Annotated in this window: 22 protein-coding genes and 2 tRNA genes; 3 read left to right on the top strand and 21 right to left on the bottom strand. The window is 63.7% G+C overall.

Features of this window, described 5'->3' with window-relative positions; genetic code table 11:
• Nucleotides 1-104: 104 nt before the first annotated feature.
• The 20 genes from CXK94_RS10235 to CXK94_RS10140 all read right to left on the bottom strand — a co-directional run bounded on the left by CXK94_RS10235 (nt 105) and on the right by CXK94_RS10140 (nt 20,040).
• Nucleotides 105-1,172 (bottom strand): acyltransferase family protein, encoded by a 1,068-nt coding sequence (locus tag CXK94_RS10235; RefSeq protein ID WP_102894308.1) that lies wholly within the window; start codon nt 1,170-1,172, stop codon nt 105-107.
• Nucleotides 1,173-1,227: 55 nt separating this feature from the next.
• A complete protein-coding gene (locus tag CXK94_RS10230) occupies nt 1,228-2,244 on the bottom strand; it encodes a glycosyltransferase (protein ID WP_102894307.1) in 1,017 nt (338 codons plus the stop codon).
• A 69-nt stretch (nt 2,245-2,313) separates the two neighbouring features.
• Nucleotides 2,314-2,520 carry a hypothetical protein gene (locus tag CXK94_RS10225; protein ID WP_102894257.1) on the bottom strand — a complete coding sequence of 69 codons (207 nt, stop codon included), beginning with the start codon at nt 2,518-2,520 and terminating at the stop codon, nt 2,314-2,316.
• Nucleotides 2,521-2,556: 36 nt separating this feature from the next.
• A complete protein-coding gene (locus tag CXK94_RS10220) occupies nt 2,557-2,898 on the bottom strand; it encodes a hypothetical protein (RefSeq protein ID WP_102894256.1) in 342 nt (113 codons plus the stop codon).
• Nucleotides 2,899-2,937: 39 nt separating this feature from the next.
• The gene (locus CXK94_RS10215) at nt 2,938-4,131 is read right to left on the bottom strand and encodes a glycosyltransferase family 4 protein (RefSeq protein ID WP_102894255.1); all 1,194 of its coding nucleotides are present in this window, start codon (nt 4,129-4,131) and stop codon (nt 2,938-2,940) included.
• Nucleotides 4,132-4,204: 73 nt separating this feature from the next.
• Nucleotides 4,205-5,251: an acyltransferase family protein gene (locus CXK94_RS10210; RefSeq protein WP_102894254.1), complete on the bottom strand. Its 1,047-nt coding sequence runs from the start codon at nt 5,249-5,251 to the stop codon at nt 4,205-4,207.
• A 79-nt stretch (nt 5,252-5,330) separates the two neighbouring features.
• A complete protein-coding gene (locus CXK94_RS10205; protein WP_037037597.1) occupies nt 5,331-6,437 on the bottom strand; it encodes a glycosyltransferase family 4 protein in 1,107 nt (368 codons plus the stop codon).
• A gap of 147 nt (nt 6,438-6,584) precedes the next feature.
• Nucleotides 6,585-7,898 (bottom strand): hypothetical protein, encoded by a 1,314-nt coding sequence (locus CXK94_RS10200; RefSeq protein WP_102894253.1) that lies wholly within the window; start codon nt 7,896-7,898, stop codon nt 6,585-6,587.
• 16 nt (nt 7,899-7,914) lie between these two features.
• Nucleotides 7,915-9,213 carry a hypothetical protein gene (locus CXK94_RS10195; RefSeq protein WP_102894252.1) on the bottom strand — a complete coding sequence of 433 codons (1,299 nt, stop codon included), beginning with the start codon at nt 9,211-9,213 and terminating at the stop codon, nt 7,915-7,917.
• Complete coding sequence (locus CXK94_RS10190; protein WP_102894251.1) at nt 9,107-10,417, bottom strand: glycosyltransferase family 4 protein; 1,311 nt, start codon at nt 10,415-10,417, stop codon at nt 9,107-9,109. The genes CXK94_RS10195 and CXK94_RS10190 overlap by 107 nt, the downstream gene beginning before the upstream one ends.
• Nucleotides 10,418-10,481: 64 nt before the next feature.
• Entirely contained in the window at nt 10,482-10,988 is a 507-nt protein-coding gene (rfaH, locus tag CXK94_RS10185; protein WP_102894250.1) for a transcription/translation regulatory transformer protein RfaH, read from the bottom strand.
• A 52-nt stretch (nt 10,989-11,040) separates the two neighbouring features.
• Nucleotides 11,041-11,784, bottom strand: a complete 744-nt coding sequence (locus CXK94_RS10180; protein WP_102894249.1) for a WbqC family protein — start codon at nt 11,782-11,784, stop codon at nt 11,041-11,043.
• A 30-nt stretch (nt 11,785-11,814) separates the two neighbouring features.
• Nucleotides 11,815-14,025 carry a polysaccharide biosynthesis tyrosine autokinase gene (locus CXK94_RS10175; RefSeq protein WP_102894248.1) on the bottom strand — a complete coding sequence of 737 codons (2,211 nt, stop codon included), beginning with the start codon at nt 14,023-14,025 and terminating at the stop codon, nt 11,815-11,817.
• Nucleotides 14,026-14,076: 51 nt separating this feature from the next.
• Nucleotides 14,077-15,009, bottom strand: a complete 933-nt coding sequence (locus tag CXK94_RS10170) for a glycosyltransferase (protein ID WP_102894247.1) — start codon at nt 15,007-15,009, stop codon at nt 14,077-14,079.
• A complete protein-coding gene (locus tag CXK94_RS10165) occupies nt 15,000-16,541 on the bottom strand; it encodes a lipopolysaccharide biosynthesis protein (RefSeq protein WP_102894246.1) in 1,542 nt (513 codons plus the stop codon). The genes CXK94_RS10170 and CXK94_RS10165 overlap by 10 nt, the downstream gene beginning before the upstream one ends.
• A 10-nt stretch (nt 16,542-16,551) precedes the next feature.
• Complete coding sequence (locus CXK94_RS10160) at nt 16,552-17,745, bottom strand: DegT/DnrJ/EryC1/StrS family aminotransferase (RefSeq protein WP_102894245.1); 1,194 nt, start codon at nt 17,743-17,745, stop codon at nt 16,552-16,554.
• 66 nt (nt 17,746-17,811) lie between these two features.
• Complete coding sequence (locus CXK94_RS10155; protein WP_102894306.1) at nt 17,812-18,528, bottom strand: hypothetical protein; 717 nt, start codon at nt 18,526-18,528, stop codon at nt 17,812-17,814.
• Between the two features lie 971 nt (nt 18,529-19,499).
• Nucleotides 19,500-19,576, bottom strand: a tRNA-Met gene (locus CXK94_RS10150).
• Between the two features lie 151 nt (nt 19,577-19,727).
• Nucleotides 19,728-19,804 (bottom strand) — tRNA-Met (locus tag CXK94_RS10145).
• Nucleotides 19,805-19,860: 56 nt separating this feature from the next.
• A complete protein-coding gene (locus CXK94_RS10140) occupies nt 19,861-20,040 on the bottom strand; it encodes a hypothetical protein (protein WP_037037617.1) in 180 nt (59 codons plus the stop codon).
• Between the two features lie 167 nt (nt 20,041-20,207).
• On the opposite strand from CXK94_RS10140, the gene CXK94_RS10135 reads away from it, so the two are divergent.
• Both CXK94_RS10135 and CXK94_RS10130 read left to right on the top strand, forming a co-directional pair.
• The gene (locus CXK94_RS10135) at nt 20,208-20,528 is read left to right on the top strand and encodes a hypothetical protein (RefSeq protein ID WP_102894244.1); all 321 of its coding nucleotides are present in this window, start codon (nt 20,208-20,210) and stop codon (nt 20,526-20,528) included.
• Nucleotides 20,529-20,650: 122 nt separating this feature from the next.
• Nucleotides 20,651-21,625: a tRNA dihydrouridine synthase gene (locus tag CXK94_RS10130; protein WP_037037585.1), complete on the top strand. Its 975-nt coding sequence runs from the start codon at nt 20,651-20,653 to the stop codon at nt 21,623-21,625.
• Nucleotides 21,626-21,748: 123 nt separating this feature from the next.
• On the opposite strand, the gene CXK94_RS10125 is transcribed toward CXK94_RS10130, so the two are convergent.
• On the bottom strand, nt 21,749-22,495 hold the full coding sequence (locus CXK94_RS10125) for an SDR family oxidoreductase (RefSeq protein ID WP_102894243.1): 747 nt from the start codon (nt 22,493-22,495) through the stop codon (nt 21,749-21,751).
• 132 nt (nt 22,496-22,627) lie between these two features.
• Here CXK94_RS10125 and CXK94_RS10120 point away from each other — a divergent pair, with 132 nt between their 5' ends.
• Nucleotides 22,628-23,074, top strand: coding sequence for an Hsp20 family protein (locus CXK94_RS10120; protein ID WP_037037615.1), 447 nt, complete (start codon nt 22,628-22,630; stop codon nt 23,072-23,074).
• Nucleotides 23,075-23,093 lie beyond the last annotated feature (19 nt).

Genomic DNA, 23,093 nt, shown 5'->3' with positions numbered 1-23,093 from the left:
TCCGGTGTCAATCCTTGCTTCCCCAGGAAAGCGCGATGAACCACAAAAAAGGCCAGGACGTGAGCGTCCTGGCCTTTTTTCCGTGCCTTGTTGGAATACGGCGTTCATCGATTTGTCGAGATCACCGCAGCGCCGGACCGTGGCTTGCGTTTGGGCAGGTAGCGCTTCAGCGACAGCGCCGGCGCCTCGACCAGATGCCAGGAAAACACCGCGAGCAGAATGCTGGCGAGCAGGCTCAGCGTCATGAACACCGGCAGGGGCAGGTCCGGCCCGGCCCAGTGCATGATCAACTGCTGGAGCGGAAAGCTGAAGATATAGATGCCGTAGGAAAAATCGCCGTACTTGCCGAAGCCCGACAGGTGCGGAATCTTCAGCTGTGCGACGTAGAGGGTGAGATACGGCAGCGTCAGCGCATGCAGGGGTTGCCACAGCTCGGTGCGGGCGCTGAGCAGGGTCAGGGCGAGCAGCGCCAGGGCGATCCGCCAGTTCCAGGGGATGCGCAGACGGTACAGGTAGAACACCACGCCGAAGTAGAAGAACGTGCCGAGCCGGGTGATTTTCAACAGCAGGTCGCCCTGCAGACCGAGCTCCGGCAACAGGTAGAAATGCACCACGAACAACAGCAGCAACACGGCCAGCGCCATGCTGGCGAACACTTTCAGCAGACCGAGCAGCAGCACTGTCACGTACATCAGGGTTTCGTAGGGCAATGTCCACAGCGAGCCATTCACCGTATCCGGGAAGGGGTTGGCCGCAAATACGCCCGGTAGATGGAACTGGGTGAGCATCGCCACGTTGCTGAAATAGGCCAGTGTCCTGCTGCTGCCCAGGTACTGGCCGAGCGGCAGTTGCGTCGCCAGCGGCCCGACCACCAGCATGGCGAACAGCACCGCGATGATGAGCGCGGGAAAGATTCGCAACGCCCGCTTCACGACGAACTCCAGGGCGCTGCGGCTGTTGTGCCAGGAGCCGGCGATCAGGAATCCGCTCATTACGAAGAACACGTGTACCGCGATGTCGGCGGTGTCGTAGCTGCCGCTGAACAGACGCACAGGTTCGCTCATGCCGCGGCCGGACAGCCAGTAACTGTGGCCGACCACCACCAGCGATGCGGCAAGGAAGCGTAGGAAGTCGAAGTTGTTTTCGCTGTGTTGCAGGGACCGCGTCTGCATCGGCATGGACCTCTCGATCGATTCGGCCTGGTTCGCGGACGACCAGGGGGTGATGTCATTGCAGAGGGAAGGATTCGTTCATGCCCAGGCTGCGGGTTTCGCCATCGCGGATCGCCTGCTCTATGAGCTCCAGGCGTTCCGGCGTGCGGTGGCGGCGGGCGAACTGCCGTAGCAGGAAGAGGAAAAGCACGCGGTTGAGGTGGTACACCCAGGGCTGGGCGGCCCAGATGTGCTTGTCGAACCAGGCCTGGTTGCGTGCCGTGTAATAGGCGCGCAAGTCCGAGTTGCCGAGCAGAAAGGCCTCATAGATGTTGCGGGTGTGCGCCTTGATGTTCCAGGACAGCTCCAGTTCGTCGATCACGGCCTCGGTGAACAGGTAGAGCTTGCCGCCGGCGGCGGTGATGCGCCGGGTGTATTCGGTGTCATCGGCATAGAGCACCAGCTCGCGTAGCGGCAGGCCGATGCTCTGGTAGAGGCTGCGGTGCGCCAGCATGCCTCCGTAAGGCGCGAAGGGGAGGCTGATGTCGTGCGCCGGCTTGCCCGCCGGCTTGCCCCAGGGCAGTCGCCGCCAGAGCTTGTAGGGCAGTTGGGCGACGTGAAAGCCGAAGTAGCTGGAGCGCGGTTGAATGGCGAACCGTGCCGGCACACCCGTGGCGATGTCTTCCTGCTGGGTCGGGCGGAAACCCAGCACCGCGACCTGCGACTGGCCATGCTGCCGGGCGAGCCGTTCGAGCTCGCGGTGCAGGATTCGCACCGCCGAGGCGGTGGGGGCATTGTCGTCGTCCATCATCCAGATATATTCCGCGCCGGCCAACAACGCGGCCTCCAGGCCCACGGCATAGCCATTGGCCGAACCGGTGTTGCGTTCCAGTTCGATGAGCCGGACCCGTGCCGGCCAGCGTTCGAGCAACTGCTCGAGGGGGGCGCTGGAGGCATTGCTGACGACCAGCACCTGGCCGATCTCATCGAAGGTGAGGGCCGTTTCGATCATGCGTTGCAGATAGGCCAGGCGGTCACCGTAGGTCACCGTCACGATCGTGGTCCGGTGCTTCAGCGGCTCCTCGCAAGGCATGAAGTCGATTATTTGCGCGCTCTGGCGGCGGTGTCGGGCAAGGGGCTGGATCATCACGTGGCGGTTCCGTCAGGGCTGTTCGGGCGTGGTGAGCGGCGGGTGGATCGGATTCGTCGCAGGCATGGGGTCTTCGGCGGGGGCGAAGATTGAATGGAATATGCGGATGAAGCCGGCCCCCGGTGTGCCGTCCGGCGTATTCGGGAAGGGGATGAGTTCCGTGTACGAGTAGCCATCCGCCAGGACCAGCGCAATGCCGATCAGTCCTTCTTTGCTCATGCTGTGCTCCTCTGTATCCGGGCGATACGGCCCTGGTCAGAATGAATATCGTCTGTTGTCTGTCGGTTGCTGCAGGAACGAATCCGCCGCCGGATCGGCGAAGCGATATCCCTGGTAGCTGGGTGGCTGGGGCGTTGTCTGGTCGCCGGATAGCGGGGCGCAGTCGGCTGTGGCCTGTGCGGATGACAGGCTGAAGGCGATCGTGCTCGGGGTGCTTTTCTGGCAGCCGTCGTTATCCTTCCCGGTATCGCGCGTAGGCGAAAAACGCGGGGTGCTGGTCAGCGACTCGGCCACCGGGGCGGCCCAGGCGGGGCAGGAAAGCAGCAGGGCGAAGCCCAGGGTGCGAGTGGCTCTGATCCAGAGCTTTACAGTATTCATCCTTGAATCCTCATGGGGGCGGTTGTGCTCAGGGGTGTTTCACGGCGATACCGCGGCCGGGTAGACCTGCACGTTGGGCGCTCGGGCAGGCAATGGTTCCTGGTTGTCGTAGAGCGCGGTCTCCCTGATGCGCGCTTCGACGAATGCCTGGATTTCCTGTTGAAAGCGGTCGATGGAGAAACGCTCTGCATTCCGGCGGCAGTTCTGCGGGCTGATGCGCAGGCGTTGCTCTTCGAACCTGGCCACGGCCGCGATGATCGCAGTGGTGGTCTGCTCGGGATAGAACACGCCGGTGGGGTGGGGATGGTCGAGGCCGCGTACGGTCTCCAGCACGCCACCACGACCGAAGGCGATGACCGGTGTCCCACAGGCCTGCGCCTCGATCGGTGCGATGCCGAAGTCCTCCTCGGCGGCGAAGACGAAGGCCTTGGCGCGCTGCATGTGCTGCAACAGCACCTCGAAGCTCTGGTAGCCGAGCAGGCTGACGTTGGCACCGGCGATCTCGCGGGCCTTGTCCATCTCCGGGCCGGTGCCGATCACCACCAGATGCTTGTCCGGCATGGCCGCGAAGGCTTCGATGATCAGCGGGATCTTCTTGTACGGCACCATGCGCGAGGCGGTGAGATAGAAATCCCCCTTTTCCTCATGCAGGAGGAACCGCTGAGTATCCACGGGCGGGTAGATCACCGTGGACTGGCGCCGGTAGCTCTTGTTGATGCGCCGCCCGATGAAGTACGAGTTGGCGATGAATTCGTCGACGCCGCTGGCGGTGCGCTGATCCCACATGCGCATGTAGTGCAGCAGCATGCGTGCGAGCTTGGCCTTGACGCCGCGGTCCAGGCTCGCCTCGTGCAGGTACTGGTGCTGCAGGTCCCAGGCATAGCGGATCGGCGAGTGCACATAGCTGATATGCAGCTGGTTGGGGCCGGTCAGCACGCCCTTGGCCACGGCATGGCTGCTGGAGATGATCAGGTCGTAGGACGACATGTCCAGCTGTTCGATGGCCAGCGGCATCAGCGGCAGGTATTTCTGGTAGTGGGTCCTGGCCTTGGGTAGTTGCTGGATGAAGGTGGTGGTGGCGTGCTTGCCTCCCAGATGGGCACGGTCTTCATCGGAGAGGAAATCGATGACCGCAAACAGATCGGCTTCCGGCCAGACTGCGCACAAGCTGGCGAGTACCCGCTCGGCGCCGGCATAAGTCACCAGCCAGTCATGAACGATGGCGATTTTCATTGGATGACCTTCCTTGTTCGAATGTATGAGGCAGCGCGTGCCTGTGGCCGCGGGGCAGGTGCGCATGGTCCTTTCAGCGTGAGTGCAGGCGCGCGAGTGGCTGCATGTCGCGTCGGCCGGTCAGCCGCTTGCCGAGGAGAATGAACGGTTGCTCCACCAGGTAGCGGCACAGCTGCGCGGCAGCCAGCGCCAGCAGCATGCCGAGTGTCGCGGTGATCAACGCGGCGGCGCCGCCATCGAGGCCCAGGCCGGTCGTCAGCCTGTGTGTCAGCTGCTGCAGCGCGGGCAGCAGCAGATAGAGCGAGTAGCTGATGCTGCCGAGCCAGATCAGCAGCGGGCTGTTCATCGGCAATCGACTGCTCAGCAGGCGGAACCCGGCGATGCCCAGGACATAGGTCAGCAGGTAGCGCGGCCAGCTCTCGCCCGGGGTCGGTGCGGCGGCCCAGCCCGCGAGGAAGATCACCGGCAACACCAACCCATAGAAGCGCAGCGCATGCCGGGCATACTCCCGCGCGCGTCTGCGGGCGTAGCTGCTGCCTTCGTGCTGCGCCTCGTACCACACCGAGGCGAAGAACATCAGCGACAACACCAGTGGCAGCGTCACCGGCAGGTTCAGCATGAACAGCTGCCGGGCCAGCGCCAGCAACAGGGCCAGCGCGAGCAGCAGCAGGGCGACAGCGGAACGCAGGCTCACGCTGTGCAGCAGCCCGCTCCACTGGAGCCCCAGGCACAGCAGGTAGAACACCAGTACCACGGGCAAGGGCCCGTATTGCTCGAGCACCTCGAACGACGGGGTGGCGAGCGTTGCCGTGGCACCCGCGAACCAGCCCGCCGCAGGTCCGAGCATGGCGACGACGATCATGGTCGCCACGACATAGGCCGGGAACAGGCGCAAGAAACGGCGGACGAGGAAACGGTATGCATCGTCATGGCTGGCCCGCAGGCTGGCCGGCACGACGAAGCCGCTGATCAAGAGAAACCAGAGCATGCCCAGCAGCCCCGGATCCAGCACGTGCTGCAACAGCCATGGCTGGCCGAGCAGCGGCACGAACAGGGTCTGCAGTAGCACCAGCAACACCGCGCTGCCGCGCAGCGCGTCGATATGCGCCAAGCGTTCCATGGATAGCCTCGGTCGATGGACTGGAATGGGAGGGTGGAAAGCCGTTGCACCGTCATGCCGTGCAAGGCGGCGCGTTTGCCTAGGAGCGTTCGGAGGACCAGGCCGCGAGCCGTGGCTGGCCGCTCTTGCCGATCAGCGTCCGGTCGATCAGCTGTGAAACCTCCCGCGCCGAATGCTTCCAGCAATAGCGCCCGGCATTCGCCAGCCCCAGGGTGCGCAGGTCGTTGCGCAGGGTGGCGTCCTGCAGCACGCGGCTCATGCAGCGGGCGATGTCCTCGATGTTCAGCGGTTCGAAATACAGCACGCTTTCCCTGAGCACCTCGGGGATCGACGCGGCACGTGCGGCGATCACCGGGCAGCCGCAGGCCTGCGCCTCCAGCGGCGGTATGCCGAAGCCCTCGTACAGAGAGGGGAAGACGAATGCCGTGGCGCCCCGGTATTGCTGCACCAGTTCGGCGTCGCTGAGGCGGCCGAGCATGCGTATGCGCTGGTTGCCGTTGACGCTGTAGTCCGGGGCCGAGAACACCGAGTGCGAGTCGCCGACGATGCGCAGTTCGACCTCGTCGAAACCTTCGAGGCTGAGGAAGGCCGCCACCATCCGCGTGAAGTTCTTGTGCGCGTTGGGCGAGGAAACGGCCAGCAGATAGGGTGTGGTGTGGCTTTCGGGCGCGCTGGCGCAGAGCGGGCGGAACGCCGGCGCGACGGCATTGGGTATCACGCAGATGTTCGCGCTCGGATAGCCGTAATAGCGCGAGATCTCCCGGCGGGAGAAGTCGCTGACCGTGATCAGCGCCTTGATGCGTTTGAGCAGCACGGGGGTGATCCCCTTGTAGAGGCTGCGAAAGAGGCGCGAGTAGCTTTCAGGGTGGCGGACGTAGGTGATGTCGTGGTGGGTGGCGATCTGGTTGCGATAGGCCAGCGGCGCGGTGTTGCACAAGGAAACCAGCGGCGGGTTGCCGTGGCGTGCCAGCCACAGCGGCAGGTCCAGTTGCTCCCAGAGATGGCCGGTGTTGCGGCCGATGCGGCGTACCTGCAGCCGGTCGGCGCTTTCGTGCATGCGGATGGCGTGCGGTGCGACGAACACCAGGTCCTTGCGCATGGCGCCGAGCTCCAGGCAGACCTGCTCGGCGAAACGTTGCACACCACGGGTTTCCTGGGTCAGGAAACGTGCGTTGATGACGATCATTGTCGGTGTTCTCCCTATGAAGGCATGGGCGATCCGGGGGGCCGGGCCCAAGGGGGCGGCTGCGGCGCCGCTTCGGGGGACGTACGGGGCTGGGGCGAAACTGGCGAAGCCTGGGTGGTTACGCGAACGCTCGGGGAATCGACGCGATCATTGTTCGGCCGGTACCGGTCGCAGGCTGATGATCTTCGGAAAGTCATCGAGCTCCACCGTTGCGCTACAGGCACTGCCGCTGGCCGGGCATTCCCAGCGCGTGGCGGTGGTGATCCGGCCGCGCCGAGGCCGGGCGGTATCCAGCAGTGCCAGCTGCCCGGCCTTGCCCTCGCTGGGCTGCAGCTCGACCGCGCGTGGCTTGCCGGCGCTCCAGGCCACCATCAGGTCATCGTCGCCACGGGCGAAGCGCAGCAGTACCACGTCTGCGATAGCGTGCTCGACCCGCCCACGAAATTCGTACTGGCTGGCGATTTCGCTGATGGCGGCGAGTACCAGGTAGGCCGGCTTCAGCGTGAAGTCCTGGCGGACTAGGCCGAAATTGTGCTCGCGCTCGCGCGGGTTGGTGCCATCGTTGCGGAAGTCGTACCACCACATCCCCTTGATGTTGGGCAACGTCCTGGCCAGGAAGAAGCTGCGGGCCAGGTAGGCGGCCTGCAGGCTTTCGTCGATGCCGCAGGCGCCCTGGTGCGATGGCCAGGCCATTTCGGTCAGGTAGAGCGGCACCGGTCGTCCGGCGGCGCGGGTCAGCGTCTTGTCGACTTCGTCCATCCACTTGATCCAGGCTTCCGGGGTGTTGCGTCGCCAGCCCCGGCAGTGCACGTAGGGATGCAGCGACAAGCCGTCCAGCGACTGCATGACGCCATTCTCCAGGAGGCGCAGGGCGAACCCCGATTCGATGCCCTGGCTGGTCACCGCACCGGCGAGCACCTTCGCGTTCGGGTCGCGCTGGCGGATGATGCCCGCCGCATCGGCGATCAGGCGGGCGTAATCCTGGGTGAACTGCGGGTCTTTCGGGTCTTCCACGTCCCACTCGTTCCAGATTTCGTAGTACGCCACCCGGCCCTTGAACGTTTCGGCGAGGAAGTCGACGTAGCGATTGAAGGCTGCCCTGACCGGCTCGCTGCGTGGTTTCTCGCCCTTGCCGTGGTGCGGATTGCCGTAGCCGAGGATGAACTGGGTAGTCAGGCCGTGCTCGGCCGTCACCGTCAGGTAGCGATGCCAGGATGGGTCGATTTTCAGCTGGCTGCGCTGGCGCTCGACATAGGCCCAATGGGCATCGGTGCGTACGGAGGTAATGCCAGCGTCGCGCATCATCGCGTAGGCACGGCCGCTGGGGTCGCCCTTGTGCAGTTCATGCGCGCAGACGCCGACGGTGAAGGGGGCATCGAGGGGCTGCGCCGAGCCATCGAAGGACAAGCCAAGCAGCCCGCCGAGCAGCGCTGCGTGCAGGGTAGAGCGCATATGAAACATCCGTGACCGTCCGTTCTCAGATCAGGCGTTGCAGTTCGGGAAGTCGCTGTGCCGCCAGGATGCCCGTCGGGGCTCGCGCCGGCGTCAGCACATGGGATATGGCCAGCCCGAGGAACAAGGTGGCGGTGGTCACTTCCAGCACATCGGTGGCCCAGGCCACCAGGCAGAGGCAGAAGACGATGGGCAGCAGCGCATTGCGCAGGCGCGGCCCCCGTTCCTGCAGGCGCAGCAGCAGTGGGAACAGCAACAGGTACAGCAGCACGCCGAATACGCCGAGCATCCCCCACAGGTACAGCGCGGTGTTGTCGGCGATGCTCAGCAGCTCCAGCCCCGGTACTCGATAGATCTGGCCGGCGCTGCCCACCACGCCGAAGCCGGCTCCCCACCAGCCCCAGCCCTCGCCAGTGATCACCGCGATGAAATTCGGCCAGCTGTTGATCAGGCGGTCGGCGAAGGACGCCAGCAACGTGCCGTTGTTGGCCGCATTCGGGTCCAGGCTCAGCAGCAGGCTGGCGATCGGCAGCGCCAGGCCCGTCAGCACCGCGATGAGGAATGCCGAGGCGCTGGCGAAGCGGTATGCCGTGACGACCAGCATCAGCAGGGTCAGCGCATAGGCGGCCGCGGTGGACTTGTTGGTGGTCAGCACGATGCCGACCAGCGCAGCGGCATACAGCACCAGCCTGAGCAGCCGCGACCGGATGAAGGCGGCGATGAACAGGCTGTAGATGGCGATCATCACCGACAGGGCGGTGGACATCCGGGCGAAACCACCGATGCGGTCGATATCGTCGAACGCCCAGGAGCGGTTGGCGCTCAGCTCGACCTCGCCCACCATGTAGCTGTAGCCCTTCCACGGCACGTTGGTGAGCAGGTCGAGGGCGATGCCGGCGAACGATGCGATCAGGCAGAAGCCGATGATTCTGCGCAGCAGCGACAGGCGCAGTTCCAGGTGCCGGCCGCAGATCAGGCCGAACAGCAGTGGAATGTAGATGAACAGGCTGAAGCCGATGTTGCGCAGCTCCGCGCCATGCATCAGTGCCAGCTGGCTGGAGGTGAGCAGCCCCAGCAACGCCAGCCAGAACAGCGGCCAGCCGCGGTAGCGCAGCAGTTCCAGGCACAGCGCGGCGAGGCAGGCGACCTTGGGCAGGTACAGCAGCCAGGAAATGCCCAGCATGTCGAAGTAGTAGCGCAGCGCGCCGGAGAAGGTCTCAGTCAGCAGCAGCGAGGCGACGACCAGCGTCAGCAGCGTCGGCTTGTCGAATGCCAATGGATTCGAGTCGCGGCGTCGCGGGGTGATCAACAGGCTCTGGTTCATGGTGGCTACTCGTTCCCTGAAGTGTCTCGTGCAGGATGGACTGGTACTGGTCCAGCATGCGTTCCATATCCAGCATTGGCAGGACGCTGGCGCGGGCCTGGTTGCCCAGCTTTCGGCGCAGATCGCAATCGATGTACAGCCAGAGCATGGCGATGCCGAGCGAGTCCGGGTCGTCCGGCGAACAGAGCAGGCCGTTGTATTCGTCGCGGATGATCTCCGGCAGCCCTCCCATGCGAGCGGCAATGACCGGCAGGTGGTTGGCGCAGCCTTCGACGGCGACCAGGCCGAACGGCTCGGCCCAGCGCGAGGGCACCACCAGCACGTCGATGCTGCGCATGAAGTCATCGCTGTCGCAGTAGCCGAGGAAGCTGACCTTGGCCGGGTCGGCCATGGCCCTGAGCCTGGCCTCGTAGTCCAGCTTGCCGCGCCCGGCGATGTGCAACTGGGCATCTATCTCCAGGCGTTGGAATTGTTCGATCAGCCAGCCGACGCCCTTGTTATCGGAAAGCGTGCCGATGTAGCCGAAGCGCAGCGGGTAGTTGGCCTGCTTATTCGGCGGGCGATCCTGCCCGGGGTTGGCCGGCGTGCAGTTGTGCACCACATGCTGACGGGCTCGGGCGAAGTAGCCCTGGCCGACGACGCGCTCGAGCACGAAGCGGCTGACGCCGATCACCGTCGCCACCTGCGCAGAGGCGGCCGCGTGCCTGAGGCGCAGGGCCGAGCACAGGCCGCACTGACGTTGGCAGCTCTTGCCGTGGTTGAACATGGTGTCCTTCGGGCAGAGCAGATACAGATCGTGCAGCACCTGGACGATGGGCAGGCCGGCGGCGCTGATCTCGTCCCAGGCGGAGATCGACCAGCCGGTGAGGTTGTTGCTGAGCACGATGTCCGGTCGTTCGCGGGCGATCACCTCGCGCACGTAGCGGCGCATGCCGGCGTTGTAACGGTCGCGGTAGTGCCAGCCGAGCCGGGCGAGGCGCGAGGGGCGCTGCTGGGTGTAGTGCCAGTAGCCGTTTTCCAGCCCGGCGCGGTAGACCGGCACGCCGTCCTGGATCTGCAGGTGCAGGCCCGCTTCCGACCCCGTGGCCAGTACCACCACCTCGCATCCGCGCCGCTGCAGCCCCTCGACCTGCTGGCGGAGCACGATTTCCGCCCCGCCACCGATATGCGGGGCGTAGAACGCATTGAGAAATAGGATCTTCATCGATCGACTCGCTGTTCGAACCTGTCGGGCTGCCCTGAAGCGCTTGCCGGTGCTGTGCCTGGTCTCAGGCGAAGCAATGGAGATAGCGGGTCGGCACCCGGACTTTCTGCTCGCGCTGCAGCAGCTTGAGCAGGATGACCGAGCGCTCCTCGCCATCGCTGCTGACGAAGATGGCTTCGATGTCGCCGAAGCCGCCGCTGAGCTGCACCCGCTCGCCGGGTTTGAATGCCGCGGCCGATGTGCCTTCGGGCTGCGCGAGGCGCCGGCGCAGCTGTTCGATCAGCTCATCGCGCACCGGTATCGGTTGGCCGCCGAAGGTCACCACCCGGCTGACTCCGCGCGTCGAGCGGATCGGATACCAGTTGTCGTGGAGGCAATCGAGGCGGATGAACAGGTAACCGGGAAACAGCGCTTCATCCGCCCTGGCCTGCTGGCCCGGGCGTAGCGGGGGATGTGTCTTGAGCGGCCGGTAGCATTCGAAGTGCTGGCGGCGCAGGTGTTCCTCGGCGCGTGCTTCCTGTCGCGGTTTGGTCTGGATCAGGTACCAGCGGGGTGCATCGTTCGGTGACATGAGGCGTTCCTTTCCTTGTTGCCTGCGTTTGTCCGGATGAGCTGCGCAGCGGTCAGGCCAGACTCAGCGTCGGCCGTTTTTCCTGGCCCTCCACCACGCAGAAGCGCTGGAGGAGTTCCTTGATCTCGTCACGGCTGTTGAACATCAGCACGTCGATGATCGACAGCGACGGTACGAATGGATGCTTGAACTGCGCGTAGGTGATGTCGTCCATGCGCAGGAAGCGCAGTAACAGGCCATCGGCACGGAAACGGGCGGGGCAGTACAGCTCCAGGCCGCCGATGGGGTTGAGATACAACTCGCCGTCCATGCGATGGCAGATCTGGATGACCCGGTCCTGCATCTCCATCCTGGCCGGCAGCCCGAGGCTGGAGCCGCAATAGATCGGGGTCTCGATGTCCAGGTAGGCGCAGAGGCGGCGAATCGAGTTTTCGGTGAACAGCGCCAGGTTGCGCTCGGGGTATTGCAGGATGTCGCGGAGCAAGGGCAGCACCTGCTCCCGCTGCGGCGCCTTGGCGTAGCAGCGTTCGAGCATCCGCAACAGCGCATCGGCCTCGCGCTCGAAGTCATCGCAGAGCCAGCGCTGGTTGACGCTCTCGACCTGGTGGCCTTTCTTCAGCGGGAAGGTGATCAATTTGGGCTGGCCGTTGACCAGCACCCGGTTGCGATTCATCCATGAGCCCTTCACGTATTGCAGGTCGTCCCCCAGCACGAAGACGTCACTGATGGCGATCAATTGAAAGTAGCCCAGATAGGGGAAGAGGTAGGGCTGCATCATCGCGACGGTTCTGAGCACGGCACATCTCCTTGGTGAGTGTTCCCTGTTTCAGGCTTTCTGGGTGTAGCTGTAGTAGCCGTAGGCGCCGCTGTCGTAGGGCGAGGTCGACGCCTTGCGTTTCACGGCATTGAGGATCACGCCCTTGAGCAGCACGCCGTTCTGCGCGAGGCGGCGCTTGGCGGCATCGATCTGCGCGCTGGTGCTCAGGCCGAAGCGGGCGACCAGCAGGCTGGTGCCGGCTTGCTGGGCGACCAGCACCGCGTCGGTCACCGCCAGTGCCGGTGGCGTATCGATGATGATGAAGTCGTAGAGTTTCTCCGCTTCCCTGAGCAGCCTGGAGAAGTTTTCGTGCATCAGCAGCTCGGAGGGGTTCGGTGCGGTGAAGCCGGCCGGGATGAAGTGCAGGTTCTTCTGTTCGGTGCGATTGGTGACCTGGGCCAGGCTCAGGCCGGAGGCCAGCGCATCCGATAGCCCGTTGCGCGGGCTCATGCCGAACAGGGCGTGCAGGTAGCCGCGGCGCATGTCGGCATCGATCAGCAGCACACGCTGGCCGGTCTGGGCGATCACCGCCGCCAGGTTGCTGGAGACGAACGACTTGCCCACCGAGGGGGTCGGGCTGGTGATCATCAGCACGTTGTTGCGCGCCTCGAGCATGGCGAACTTGAGGCTGGTGCGCAGGCTGCGCAGCGATTCGACCGCCAGGTCGCCGGGCTCGGTGAGGCTGAGCAGCCTGGCCTTGCCGTCGCGTGCCTTGCGGGTGCGGTCGAGCTGCTCCTGCCGGGGGGTGTAGGGCAGGCCGGCATATACCGGCACGCCGAGCTTCTCGATCACGTCCGGGCTCTCGACGCCGCGGTAGAACGCCTGGCGCGTCAGGATCACCGCGGCGGAGACGAGCAGGCCGATGAAGATGGCGATCGCCACCACCAGCGGCCGCACCGGTTTGGCCGGTTTCTCGATCATCGAGTAGGCGTTGTCGATGATCCGCACGTTGCCGATGGTGCCGGCGCGCAGGATGTCCTGTTCCTGGGCCTGGTTCATCACCAGCGTGTAGGTCTGGGTGGTGACTTCCATGTCACGCTTGAGGCGCAGCAGCTCCTGCTGCGTCATGGGAAGGGCGTCGACTTTCTTCAGCAGCTGGGCCTTCTGCGCCTGCAGCTCGTTCATTTGCGTCATCAGCGTGCGATAGGTCGGGTGCTCATGGGTGTAGAGGCGGTCGTATTCCACGCGCTTGAGGGTGAGTTCGGAGAGCTGCGTTTCCAGCGCGACGATCTGATCCAGCACCCCCTTGGTCTCGATGCTGATATCCACCGACTTGGCGCTGGTCTGGTAGGCGTTCAGCGCGTCCTCGGCCCGCTCCAGCTCCTTGCGTACCTGGGGCAGTTGCGAGCGGAGGAATTCCAGGCGCTGGGCGGCTTCGGCCGAGCTGCGCTGGATGTTCTGGTGGACGTAGAGCCGACTGATTTCATCCAGCACACGGTTGGCCAACTGCGGGTCCGGGTCTTCCAGGGACATATAGATGATCCCGGAGTCCTTGCCGGCCTCGCCGACCTTCAGGCGCTTCTGATAGTCCAGCGCGGTGGTCTGCGGGCGGTTCCTGAACAGCACGAACTCGGTGCCCGGGTGGGCGGCCAGCTCGGCGATCTGCACCTTGAAGCCCTGGCTTTCCACGGCCTGGCCGATCTGCCCGCGCAGGATCAGCTGCGTGTCGTCGTCGTAGAGGCTGTAGTTGCCGGCGGTGCCGGCGACCAGGGTGAGTTTCTGACCGAGATAGGCATCGGGTACGTCCAGCTGGAAAACCTCGAGCTTCTCGCCGCCCCAGGCGTAGCCGTCCAGGCCGAACAGCGGTGCGGCCAGGGCGCCGTCGGTCGACGGGTCATGCCTGCGCGCCAGGTAGCTGCCGATCAACGGGAAATGTCGTGGCCTGGCGGTGATGTAGAGCTTGAGTCCCTCCACCGCCTTGCCCAGTACTGCGCGCGATTTCAGCAGGGAGATCTCGGTGGTCGCCTGGGATACCGAGTCGGGCCTTGGAACGATCTCCGGCACCCCGGTGATGGCGCCTTTCTTCGGTTCGATCTGGATCATCGCGCTGGCCTGGTAGATCGGCGTGGCGACCAGCGCATAGGCAATGCCCAGCACGGCGAACAGTCCGGTGATGCTGGCGATCAGCGCCTTGTGGTCGTAGGCGGTGCGCATGATGCCGGCGAGGTCGATGCGGTTGTCTGTGTCATATTCCAGCGAAGAGCGGGTCAAGGCAGTCATCGGGGATCCTTCCTCATGGTGCGATAGGGCGGTGGGCTTCGTTGGGGACGTTCAACTCTTGACCAGCCTCGGGCTCAATTTGCGCAGCAGGTTGAGGCTGATGTTCTGGGTGATGCTGGACAGCGCGCGAATCTTGCTGAGCGGGGAGATCAGCGAGAGGCACTCGCCGAAAACCTGGATCAGGAAGTACTCGTAGAGCGCATGGTTGCCGATGCGGTTGTAGTAGCGGGCCAGCGAGTAATGGGCGTGCATGGCCATCTGGATGCGCTGCTTGCTCGGCCGCATCGAGAAGATGCCGCCTTCATGGATGCGGTAGGCGGCGGGGCTGATCTCTTCCATGAACTTGCCCTTGCCATAGGCGCCGAGCAGCGACCACCAGCAGATGTCCAGCACTTCCACGCCAAGCAGTTCCGGGGGCAGTTCCTGGATCAGGTTGCGAAAGCACACGGTCAGCGTCGAGACCGGGCGGGCCTGCATCAGCTCCAGCGCGGTGGCGTCCTTGCGGTATTTCCCGGTGAGCTGTGGCGTCTGGATGATCCCCTGGCTGTTGAACATGAACGCGTCGTGATAGGTCATCACGTAGTCGCGGTGCCGCTCGAGGAAGTCCACCTGTAACTGCAGCTTGCGCGGATCGGTCCAGTAGTCGTCGCCCTCGCAATAAGCGATGTACTTGCCGGCGGCACGGGCGAACAGTCGGGTACTGAAGGGCACGCCGAGGCTGAACTGGTTCTGCGTCTGGTAGATCGGTTTGATGATGGCGGGATAACGTGCCGCGTAATCGGCGATGACCGCGGCGGTGGCGTCGGTCGAGGCGTCGTCGTGGACGATCACCTCGAAAGGGAAATCCGTTTCCTGCTGGAGAAAGCTCTCCAGGGTCTTCCTGATGAAAGCGGCATGGTTGTAGGCCAGGCAGACGATGCTCAGCAACGGCTCGGTCTTGCCTGCCCAGCGTTCCATCAAGGCGTGCTCGTTCTTCAATTCCATTTTTGGATGCTCGGCTTGGTTATCAGTACAAACAGCTTGAGTACCAGTGGTCTCGAACTGGCAGCCACCAGCAACAGGCAGATGGCCCCGCTCACGGCAAGCGCCACCAGGATGTCGAAACGGTTGTCGCCGACGAGCATGGCGAACAGGGGGTCGCCGAGCACCAGCCCGAGGGCGGTCATCGCGGCGATCCGCAGCAGTTCCATCATCCAGGTGCGATGCAGGCCGGCGGCGTAGCGCCGGTGCACCACCGGCGGCCAGGCCAGGAACGTCGCCAGGCGCAGGAAGAACCACGCCAGTGCCGCGCCGTAGGCGCCATGGGCGAGGGCGGCGTAGACCACCAGCGGAACGCTGAGGGCGGTCGAGATCACGCTGTACCCGATGTGCAGGCGCAGCTGTCCATAGGCGTACTGCAAGTAGAACTGGAACGCCCCGGCCGCCATGAGGGCGCTGCCCAGCACGTACCAGGCCAGGATCGGCTCGCTCCAGTCGGCGGCCTGCGGATCGCCGGTCCAGGCGAAGATCAGCGCCCTGGCGTGATAGGCGATCACCGCCGCGAGCGGGAACAGCAGGCTGCAGACGAAGCGGCTGGCGTTGAGGTAGAGCGCCTCCATGTCGGCGATCCGCCCCTCGGCAACCAGCATGGTCATGCGTGGCAGCAGCGTCTGCACCAGCGGGTTGGTCAGCGTCATGATGCCGGTGGTGATCAGCGCCACCAGCGAGAAGTAGCCGTATTCCTCGAGCAGCAGCACCCGCGACAGCAACACCTTGTCCAGCTGGGTCAGGATGATCCACAGCAGCGAGGTGAAGAACATGCCGCCGGCAAACGGCAATACCGGCCTGACCACCCGCCAGTCCAGGCCGGTGAACAGGCCGGGATTGGGCAACTGGACGTAGGCCTTGGCGGCGAAGGCGAGGACCTCCACCAGGGCGACCACGGCCTGGAACACGAAGAAGTCCAGCGGCTCCTGGGATACCTGGGCGACCAGCAACAGCCCGCCGAGATAGCGCAGGGTGGCGATCGCCATGTTCGCCGCGTTCAGCCAGCCATGCAGCTCCACACCCTGCAGGCCGCTCTTGTACAAGGTGGCGTACAGGCGCATGCCGACCATCAGGCCCATCAGGCTGATGCATTGTCCGATCGTGTCGGTACTCAGCTCACGGGCCTGCAGCCAGGTCTGGGCGATCCAGCCGCTGGCCAGATAAATGGCGAGACAGGCGGCCAGCGCGATGGGCAGCAGCAGCAGTTCGAAGGCGCGCAGCAGGCGTCCGGCCTCGCCGCCACGGATGAGATTCTCGTGCTCACCGCGATAGTGCGCTACCTGCCGTACCAGTGCCGGCGACATGCCCGCATCGAGCAGTTGCAGCCAGGCCTGGAGCACGGCGAAGAAGCCGATCAGGCCATAGGCCTCGGCGCCCAGGTGCCCCAGGTAGAACGGCAGGATCAGGATGCCGATCAGCAGGGCATAGGCCTGGCCGAGGTAGTTCAGGCCGGTATTGCGTATCACCGACAACCGCTTGGGATCGGACATGCGCGCGGGCCTACCTGGATTGCTCGGGGAAAGCACCGGCACTGGTGCTGGGCACCTGCTCGGCGACATTCAGCATGCCCAGCGCCTCGACGAACGGCTGGAACAGGATTCGGCTGGATTGCGCGCTATGAATCGATTCCTGGACCAGCGTCTGCATGACGCTTTCCTGCACCTTGCGCGACAGCCCGGGATAGATCGGCAGGCACAGCACCCGGCGGCTCAACGCCCGCGAGCGCGGCTGCGGCTGCTGGGGTTGCAGGTACTCGAGGGTGTCGAGCGAGGGGTAGAAGTAGCGGCGCGGATTGATGCCGTTCCCGTTCAACTGGCTGCGGCAACGCAGCAACTGGTTTTCGTCGGCCAGGGCAACGGGGAAGTAGCTGTAGTTGCGCTGGCAGCCCTGTTGCAGCTGTTGCAGATCGAAATGGTCGCCGAGGCCCTTCTCGTAGCGGTGGCCGATTTCGGCCCGGCTCTCGAGGATGAGCTCGATATCGTCGAGTACGCACATGCCCATCGCCGCCGAGAACTCGTTGAGCTTGGCGTTGATGCCGATGCCGTCGATGCGGTCGGTATCGACGATGCCGAAGTTGCACAGCAGGCGTACCCGCTCGGCGATCTCGTCGTCATTGGTGACGATCGCGCCGCCTTCGATGGTGTGGAACAGCTTGGTCGCATGGAAGCTCAGGGTACTGATGTCGCCCCAGTTGTAGACCGATCGCCCACGCTGGCGTACGCCGAAGGCATGAGCCCCGTCGTAGACCACCTTGAGGCCATGCCGGCGGGCGATCTGCTCGATACTCTCGACGTCGCAGGGGTTGCCGAACACATGGGTGGCGACGATGGCACTGGTGTCGCTGGCCAGGTTCGCCTCGATCTGCTCCGGATCGAGGTTCCAGGTTGCCGGGTCGATATCGGCGAAAATCGGCCTGATGCCTTCCCATTGCAGCGAACTGGTGGTGGCGACGAAGCTGAACGGCGTGGTGATCGCGCTACCGCTGATCCCCAGCGCCCGGTAGGCGATCTGCAGCGCGATGGTCCCGTTGTTGGTGAGGATGATGTTCCTGACCCCGAGGTACTCCTTCAGCCTCTGCTCCAGCGCGGTTACCAGGGGGCCGTGGTTGGTGAGCCATCCGGAGTTGTAGATCCGATCCACGTAAGCCTTGAACTTGTTTTTGTTGCCCAGGTAAGTCTTGGTCACATTGATCATGGGGATTTCCTTATCAAGGATGCGTCGCGCCGCTTGCCGGCGGGCCCGGAGCGCGGTGGTGCCCGCTCAGACCGGTTGTTGCTCGCCAAGCGTGCTGGCACGGCGCGCCCGGCGCTGGTTGTGCTTGAGGATCATCCGGGTCAGCAGGCTACCGGCGTGGGGGTCGCCGTAATGGAAGATGGCCGTGGCCCGGAGATAGGCCGGGTCGCAGGGCTCGTTGGCATGCAGGGAGCGATAGCCCCAGAACAGGTAGAGGTTGCCTGGAACCAGCTGCAGGCGCTGTGGCTTGAGCAGACCGAGGCGTATCGCCCGGGTGATCAACATGCGGCTCAGGCGGTTCTGCAGCAGGGTCTTTTCCAGAACGTTGAACAGCACGTACGAGCGAATCCGGCGCAGGTTGGGAAACAGCAGCAGATCGCCGCGCCTTTCCCCTTCCTGCGGGATTTCCACCGGCACCAGGGCCGTGACCAGCGAGGCGTCGAAGTGGTAGCAGTTCGATTCCCTGCGTCCCGTCTGGCCTTGTAGGCAACGCATCACCAGATAGATCCTGTCGCTATGGGCCGGCTTACCCGCGCCGAACTGGTAGACGTCGGCCAACAGGCTTTTGAATTCCTGCGCGGCACCCAGCACGGCCAGCAATGAACCGGCTACTTCCGCTCCGTCGTGGTGAGCGAAATACTCACCCCGATGGAGGCGTGCCTGTTCCTTCACTTGTTCGCGCAGTTGTGACAACTGCTGGGGGGTTAGATAACCGGGGATACAGACATAGCCGTTTTGCTCCATTTCCCAGGCGAGCAATGCCTTTTCCTTATATTCAAGGCTGCGAAATGTAGATAACACGTTTATCTCCCTGCACGCGGGCCAGGCGAAACGGTGGGTAGGCAGATAAGAAGGCATTCCTGTTGAATGGGTGCTTCCTGCGATTACCTAACTATCTGTATTCAAAAGAGGAAAAATGATTCGAAAGAACTTCTGCACAAGGCAGCCAGCAGCGCTCGCTTAGCGCAACATATGAGGCGCCGACAAGAACAGGCATGAAACAGAAGTTTTGGGCAAAGCTACCGCCATCGGCATATATATGCCGTGGTGAAGTTTTACTTATAAGTGCCTGCCTTTTGGTAACTATCCGCTCGGCAGTTCGCTCCATCCTGGTTGTTTGCCGACATCAGGCAAAGCTACCGCACTCTGGTATTTGCCCGAGGCCAATCAAGAACCAGGTGGCGAACGAAAGTGTCCCAACACACTTGGCGGTTGTTTTTTCAGGCAGGGGGATTTAATTCTTTCGCCGCAGAACTTGACCTTTCCTGTTGGTCTTAAACTGCTCTGCACCGTGTTGCTCCCTGTGGGCAATAGGTATCCGTCATAACGAAACCGAAGTCAAGACGGTTAGCCAATTTTTTGTTATTTTCCTGATTGAAGGTTTTTTGGTTCTGATAACTATTTGATTTATAAGGATGATGTATTTTTGGCGGATGTTTGCGGCATGGCACCCAGTGGCAAGATGGCGATCACCGCTAATGTTTATTCTTCTCAACAAGGGTGGCTAAGTTGAGCGCGGTGCTTGGTTAATGCTCGGGGAACTTTATAAGTGCGCTTCTCTTGCTACCAAGCGTAATAACTCTGGCATTGGCTCGAGTCATTGCGTGAGGGATTTAATTCGTTCGTGCGATGCCAGGAGGAATTAGCTCTGGCATGAGGGGAAGGATGCCGGAAACGAAAAAGGCCACTCGAATGAGTGGCCTTTTTCGTGGTTTTGGTTGCGGGAGCCGGATTTGAACCGACGACCTTCGGGTTATGAGCCCGACGAGCTACCAGACTGCTCCATCCCGCGTCTGTGGGGGCGCATTCTACAGCCAATCCATGCGTTGTCAACCGGAATTTTTGAAAAAAGTTTTTCCATTCAAGCGGTTAGGTCGGCAAGTGATGGCAGGTAGCGAGATTGCGAAAACAAAAAAGGCCACTCGTCGAGTGGCCTTTGAAATTGGTTGCGGGAGCCGGATTTGAACCGACGACCTTCGGGTTATGAGCCCGACGAGCTACCAGACTGCTCCATCCCGCGACGCGCATTCTACAGCTTTCATTCCGGCTGTCACGGTTTAATTGAGAAAAAGCCCCTCAGGCGCCCAGGTGTGCCGAAACCCTGTGGCTCCCGGCATGAGCATGGCGGCGGATGGAAGGTTGCACGGGGCGCGGTGGGTGGTGACGGCGTGCGATACGCAGCATGCCCCAGAGCATGGCGAGTGCCACGGATATCCAGCCCAGGATCATCATCGCGAGTATCAGTGCAGGTGTCATGGCCATGGCTTCCTTCTCTGCAGTCTGAACGGTCATCCTTGTAAATCGGACCCTGGCCGCCGAAGACGGTTCCGGCCGGGCCACCGGTCGTCGATGGCCCAGGGCAACCGCACTCCACTGCCCGCCCGTTGCCTATAACGATGAGAGGCGAGGTGGAGGTAACGACCATGCGTGTTCTTGTAGCGGCCCTGGTGTCGATGCTTGTCGCCGTGGGCGCCGGTGCGCAGGACGCCCCGTTTTCCGATCTGCCCTTGGTGCAAAACACCGGCGCTGTCGATCGGGGTGCAGCCGGGAGCGGTTCCATGGGAATGGGGAAGGGCATCGAATATCTGGATGACGAGAAGGCGGATGAACGCGACGATTCGGCGCAACGTCGGTCTTCATCGGTGCCGCCGCGTTCAAGAACGGGTGAACCCGGTCACGGTGACAACGAAACGGATATGGAACATCACCCGCGCCCCCGGCTGGAGCGGCACCGCGATCGATAGCGGAAGGCCGGATACGTGCCGTGCGGCCCGGGAAGCTGTGGTGAGGCGGGACGCCGTGCGGTGATTCATAAATCCACCGGGCCTCCGTACAATGCCGTCCCTTTTCGGCAGATGAATCCGCAATGCAAATCGCTTTGGCACCCATGGAAGGCCTCGTCGACGAGATCCTCCGTGATGTCCTGACCCGCGTCGGTGGGGTCGACTGGTGCGTGACCGAGTTCATCCGGGTTTCCGATCGCCTGCTGCCGCAGAACAGCTTCCGCAAACTCGCCCCTGAACTGGAGAGCGGCGCCGTCACCCGCGCCGGTACGCCGCTGCGGGTGCAGTTGCTCGGTTCCGACCCAGCGTGCCTGGCGGACAACGCCGCCTATGCCTGCACGCTGGGCGCGCCGGCCATCGACCTGAACTTCGGCTGCCCGGCGAAGACGGTGAACAAGTCGCGCGGCGGTGCCGTGCTGCTCAAGGAGCCGGAGCTGCTGCATGCCATTCTTCGCGAGGTGCGCCGAACGGTGCCTGCGCATATTCCGGTGACCGCCAAGATGCGTCTGGGCTTCGACAGCCCGGATGCTGCGCTCGATTGCGCACAGGCATTGACGGCGGGTGGGGCGGAGCAACTGGTGGTGCATGCGCGCACCAAGGCGGACGGCTACAAGCCACCGGCCCATTGGGAGTGGGTGGCCAGGGTGCGGGACGTGGTGGATGTGCCGGTGTACGCTAACGGTGATATCTGGTCGCTGGCCGACTGGCATCGTTGCCGGGAGGTCAGCGGTGTCGACGACATCATGCTCGGCCGCGGGCTGGTTTCGCGACCGGATCTGGCCCGGCAGATCGCCGCGGCGCGGGCGGGACGGGTAGCACCCGAGATGGGCTGGGACGAGTTCCGGCCCATGCTGGTGGATTTCTGGCAACAGGCGCGGGGCAAGCTAGCGCCGCGCTATGCGCCCGGCAGGCTCAAGCAGTGGCTGGCGCTGCTGACGCGTACCTATCCCGAGGCCGTGGCGTTGTTCGCCGAGCTGCGCAGGGAGAACGATTGCGCTCGCATCGATGCGCTGCTGGGCGTCGATACCACCGTCATCCGGCAGGCCGCGCTGGGGTAGGGGATGGAGCAAGCGATGCCGTAGCGCATCCCCTGCTCGAAATCCTGCGTGATGCCCGGCATCTGTTCGTTGGGCTTGGCTGCGCTCAACCCAGCCTACGGGGATCGTCGAGCGGTGTTGCGGTCAGCGCCCGCCGCTGACGTCCAGCAGCGCGCCGCTGGTATAGCTGGCCTGCTCGCTGGCGAGCCAGAGGATCGCCTCGGCGATTTCTTCTGCCTGGCCGCCGCGGCCCATGGGTACGCTCGCCTTGACCCGCTCGACCCGCTCCGGCTCGCCGCCGCTGGCGTGGATTTCGGTATGAATGACGCCGGGGCGCACGGCATTGACGCGTATGCCTTCGCCGGCCACTTCCTTGGCCAGGCCCAGCGTCATGCTGTCGATGGCGCCCTTGGCTGCCGCGTAGTCGATGTATTCACCCGGCGCGCCGAGGCGCGCGGCCACCGAGGACAGGTTGACGATCGCACCGCCCTGGCCGCCATGGCGGGTGGACATGCGCTTGATCGCCTCGCGCGCGCAGAGGAAGCTGCCGATCACGTTGGCACCGAGCACGCGTGTCCAGCGCGCCGCGTCCATCTGTTCCAGGCGCATCTGCCGCTCCAGCATGCCGGCATTGTTGACCAGCACGTCCAACTGCCCGAACTCGTGGTCGAGGGCGGCGAACAGTTCCAGCACCTGGTCCTCCTCCGCGACGTCGGCTTTCACCGCGATGGCATGGGCGCCCAGCGCGCGAACTTCGTCGAGCAGCCAAAGCGCCGCGTCCTCACGTTGGCGATAGTTCAGGCACAGGGCGTAACCCTGGCGAGCCGCCAGGCGCGCGGTGGCAGCGCCGATACCGCGGCTGGCGCCGGTGATGAGCATGACCTTGGGCATGGAGGGTTTCCTGATCAGAAAGTGTACGAAGTGGCTCTTGAAATCTTGCACAGGGTTCCTATCTAGGCAATGTGGAATGCCGAATTCGGGTTCCGCCTCATGACTTTGCTGAAATCTCAGGAGGTTTGCATCATGACTTCTTTTTCCATGGCTCCGTTGTTCCGCCAATCGGTCGGCTTCGACCGCTTCAACGACCTGTTCGAGTCGGCCCTGCGCAACGATTCCGGCAGCTCCTATCCGCCCTACAACATCGAGAAGCACGGCGATGACCAGTACCGCATCGTGATCGCGGCCGCCGGCTTCCAGGAGTCGGACCTCGACCTGCAGGTCGAGCGCAGCATGCTGACCATCAGTGGCGGTCGGCGCGAAAACGAGGCGCAGAACGTCACCTACCTGCACCAGGGCATCGCCCAGCGCGCCTTCAAGCTGTCGTTCCGCCTGGCCGACCATATCGAGGTGAAGGGGGCCGCGTTGAACAACGGCCTGCTGAACATCGATCTGGTGCGTGTCGTGCCGGAAGAGGCCAAGCCCAAGCGCATCCCGATCAATGCCGAGCCGCGGCCGGCGCTGGAAGGCTGATCCGGGGGCTTCTTGTAGG

Source organism: Stutzerimonas stutzeri, assembly GCF_002890915.1.
GTDB classification, from domain to species: Bacteria; Pseudomonadota; Gammaproteobacteria; order Pseudomonadales; family Pseudomonadaceae; genus Stutzerimonas; species Stutzerimonas stutzeri_AF.
Note: the sequence above shows the minus strand (reverse complement) of the source record. Positions and strands in the feature narration are given on the sequence as shown.

What these genes read in the sequence shown, in the direction of transcription:
- CXK94_RS10235 (WP_102894308.1), bottom strand. Translation starts at nt 1,172, where the DNA reads ATGCAGACGCGGTCCCTGCAACACAGCGAAAACAACTTCGACTTCCTA.
- CXK94_RS10230 (WP_102894307.1), bottom strand. Translation starts at nt 2,244, where the DNA reads ATGCCTTGCGAGGAGCCGCTGAAGCACCGGACCACGATCGTGACGGTG.
- CXK94_RS10225 (WP_102894257.1), bottom strand. Translation starts at nt 2,520, where the DNA reads ATGAGCAAAGAAGGACTGATCGGCATTGCGCTGGTCCTGGCGGATGGC.
- CXK94_RS10220 (WP_102894256.1), bottom strand. Translation starts at nt 2,898, where the DNA reads ATGAATACTGTAAAGCTCTGGATCAGAGCCACTCGCACCCTGGGCTTC.
- CXK94_RS10215 (WP_102894255.1), bottom strand. Translation starts at nt 4,131, where the DNA reads ATGAAAATCGCCATCGTTCATGACTGGCTGGTGACTTATGCCGGCGCC.
- CXK94_RS10210 (WP_102894254.1), bottom strand. Translation starts at nt 5,251, where the DNA reads ATGGAACGCTTGGCGCATATCGACGCGCTGCGCGGCAGCGCGGTGTTG.
- CXK94_RS10205 (WP_037037597.1), bottom strand. Translation starts at nt 6,437, where the DNA reads ATGATCGTCATCAACGCACGTTTCCTGACCCAGGAAACCCGTGGTGTG.
- CXK94_RS10200 (WP_102894253.1), bottom strand. Translation starts at nt 7,898, where the DNA reads ATGTTTCATATGCGCTCTACCCTGCACGCAGCGCTGCTCGGCGGGCTG.
- CXK94_RS10195 (WP_102894252.1), bottom strand. Translation starts at nt 9,213, where the DNA reads ATGAACCAGAGCCTGTTGATCACCCCGCGACGCCGCGACTCGAATCCA.
- CXK94_RS10190 (WP_102894251.1), bottom strand. Translation starts at nt 10,417, where the DNA reads ATGAAGATCCTATTTCTCAATGCGTTCTACGCCCCGCATATCGGTGGC.
- rfaH (WP_102894250.1), bottom strand. Translation starts at nt 10,988, where the DNA reads ATGTCACCGAACGATGCACCCCGCTGGTACCTGATCCAGACCAAACCG.
- CXK94_RS10175 (WP_102894248.1), bottom strand. Translation starts at nt 14,025, where the DNA reads ATGACTGCCTTGACCCGCTCTTCGCTGGAATATGACACAGACAACCGC.
- CXK94_RS10170 (WP_102894247.1), bottom strand. Translation starts at nt 15,009, where the DNA reads ATGGAATTGAAGAACGAGCACGCCTTGATGGAACGCTGGGCAGGCAAG.
- CXK94_RS10165 (WP_102894246.1), bottom strand. Translation starts at nt 16,541, where the DNA reads ATGTCCGATCCCAAGCGGTTGTCGGTGATACGCAATACCGGCCTGAAC.
- CXK94_RS10160 (WP_102894245.1), bottom strand. Translation starts at nt 17,745, where the DNA reads ATGATCAATGTGACCAAGACTTACCTGGGCAACAAAAACAAGTTCAAG.
- CXK94_RS10155 (WP_102894306.1), bottom strand. Translation starts at nt 18,528, where the DNA reads ATGGAGCAAAACGGCTATGTCTGTATCCCCGGTTATCTAACCCCCCAG.
- CXK94_RS10140 (WP_037037617.1), bottom strand. Translation starts at nt 20,040, where the DNA reads ATGACACCTGCACTGATACTCGCGATGATGATCCTGGGCTGGATATCC.
- CXK94_RS10135 (WP_102894244.1), top strand. Translation starts at nt 20,208, where the DNA reads ATGCGTGTTCTTGTAGCGGCCCTGGTGTCGATGCTTGTCGCCGTGGGC.
- CXK94_RS10130 (WP_037037585.1), top strand. Translation starts at nt 20,651, where the DNA reads ATGCAAATCGCTTTGGCACCCATGGAAGGCCTCGTCGACGAGATCCTC.
- CXK94_RS10125 (WP_102894243.1), bottom strand. Translation starts at nt 22,495, where the DNA reads ATGCCCAAGGTCATGCTCATCACCGGCGCCAGCCGCGGTATCGGCGCT.
- CXK94_RS10120 (WP_037037615.1), top strand. Translation starts at nt 22,628, where the DNA reads ATGACTTCTTTTTCCATGGCTCCGTTGTTCCGCCAATCGGTCGGCTTC.